The organism is Nonomuraea sp. B12E4 (assembly GCF_039871825.1).
Lineage (GTDB): Bacteria > Actinomycetota > Actinomycetes > Streptosporangiales > Streptosporangiaceae > Nonomuraea.
This window is the reverse complement of sequence record NZ_JBDPME010000075.1, coordinates 1-1,856: the sequence shown is the minus strand read 5'-3', so window position 1 is coordinate 1,856 and position 1,856 is coordinate 1. Positions and strand designations below refer to the sequence as shown.

2 protein-coding genes are annotated in these 1,856 nt (G+C 62.8%); one reads left to right on the top strand and one right to left on the bottom strand.

The features are described from left to right. Positions 1 to 419: 419 nt before the first annotated feature. Positions 420 to 914 carry a hypothetical protein gene (locus ABGB18_RS49255; protein WP_347702647.1) on the bottom strand — a complete coding sequence of 165 codons (495 nt, stop codon included), beginning with the start codon at positions 912 to 914 and terminating at the stop codon, positions 420 to 422. A gap of 344 nt (positions 915 to 1,258) precedes the next feature. Here ABGB18_RS49255 and ABGB18_RS49250 point away from each other — a divergent pair, with 344 nt between their 5' ends. After that, a complete protein-coding gene (locus tag ABGB18_RS49250) occupies positions 1,259 to 1,732 on the top strand; it encodes a hypothetical protein (RefSeq protein ID WP_347702646.1) in 474 nt (157 codons plus the stop codon). The last annotated feature ends 124 nt before the right edge of the window (positions 1,733 to 1,856 follow it).

Sequence of the window (1,856 nt, the reverse complement as noted above, 5' to 3'; positions counted from 1 at the left end):
TATGTCTTGCGACATGGGTTTCCTATGTCCTGAACCAGCACACTGCCGGGGGCACTCACCTAGATAGGCATTCCAGGCCCCCGACCTGCGGTTTCTCAGCCGCAGGTCTTTTGTTTTGTGCCCTTGGTAGGCAACCGACGGTGCCCGCATGCAGCCGTAAGACCATGATCAGGGGATATGCGCGGGATGATCTTGAGAGCGTTTTCCCAGGTCAGACCCCGATTCTAGGTCGTCCGGGCTCCGGCAACCCGCTACGACCGCCCCGGCATCGGACGAACACAGTCGTGATCGTGCCAAATACGTGCGCACACTCCGGCTTGAGGTACACGCTCACCTGCCGACTACGCGGGCCGCTCCGGCGACAACGGTGGTCGCCAGCACCCAGCCGGCTGCGATCAGCCCGTACGAGAGCCACTACGTCACTCCTTCTGGATTGACGCCGACTGCTGGCCTAGATCCCCGATGGGAAGCAGCAGGTCAAGCGCATAAATGGCGGCTTTGAAGTGCGATGACTCGCCCGGTTTCAGTGGCGGCGGGGGCCGACACCGGCCTTCGTGAATGGCGGCCTGGGGAAGGTCCGGACATAGCCGCACTCCGGGGAAGTCGGCTGCTTCCAGCCACCGCGCGACCGCTACCTCTTTCTGGACATCGGGCAGGCGATCCACGCTTCGAGCGATCCTCACCACCGGGGCCGACGCGAGACGATACAGCGCGTTCTCGCCGAGCCGGATGGGCACCGCCCCGCGGCTTTCCAACCCGACGTGTTCACAGGCCGCGACGAGCGCCCGGTGCGCGTCCTGTTGGCAGACGCCTCGCGTGGCGGGGTCTCGGTCATGGATCAGCCCTCTCAGATCGTGTTGCTCGGGGACGATCCGTTGCGGGACCATCCCGCGCACGGCGAGGCACTCGCTCACCACCGCCGGGAAAGGCAGAGAAGAGCAGAGCATTGGCCGCTCGTCGAGGACACACCGACGCCCACAAGGCTGGGTCCTTGCAGCTTGATCGACTCAGTTGCCCATAGGCCCCCGGACCGCGCCTCCCCATCGCTCGCCAGCCAACCACCGCGCCGATTTCGACATTCGGTAATTACCAAATACCACTTTGCGTGGCGTTCCTAGCCATATCCATCGCCGCCCAGCCCAGAAGCGTTACCCGCATTTATAACCTACTTATTGTGATCCATCTCATATTGATCATGAAGTCTTGAAAAAGGTAAAGCTTGTTTGCTGTTCCCGACCAACAACACAGGAAGGTGTCAGTGAACAAGTTAGTCAGCACACCCAAGCGCGGCCGAGTCGCCCACCGGCAACTCGCGCTGGCAACGGTGCTCACGGTGGCAGCATCGCTGCTGGTGGCCGGGGCGACCGGCACCGCACAGGCGGAGCCCGACCCCACCAAAGGCCCCGCCGAACCGGCTTTAACCACATTCCCACGCCCAGACGACCCCGACGCGCCATTACGCACCGCAGTCGCGGAAGCCAAAAAACAGAACAAACCGGTGGCAGTCGAGGCCACCTTCACCGAAACCTCGCGCACGTGGGCCTACCCGGACGGGCATCTGTCCACCGACTCCTACAGCGGCCCGGCCCAATTACAGCAAGACGACGGCTCCTGGGCGTGGATCGACACCACGCTGCAGGAAAAGAACGGCGTCCTGAAACCCCGGCTGGCCAAGGCCGGCCTGCAATTGTCGACTGGCGGCTCCGGCCCGTTCGCCAGCATGCGGGTGTGACATGCCCCGCATTTTCCGGACACCGGAGTAAATGAACTATATCATGCAGCGACTTGCCTATCGAACCATTCCTCGAGAACTTCCAGCGGCGGCCGGTATCCCAACACAGAATGCAGGCGCCGAC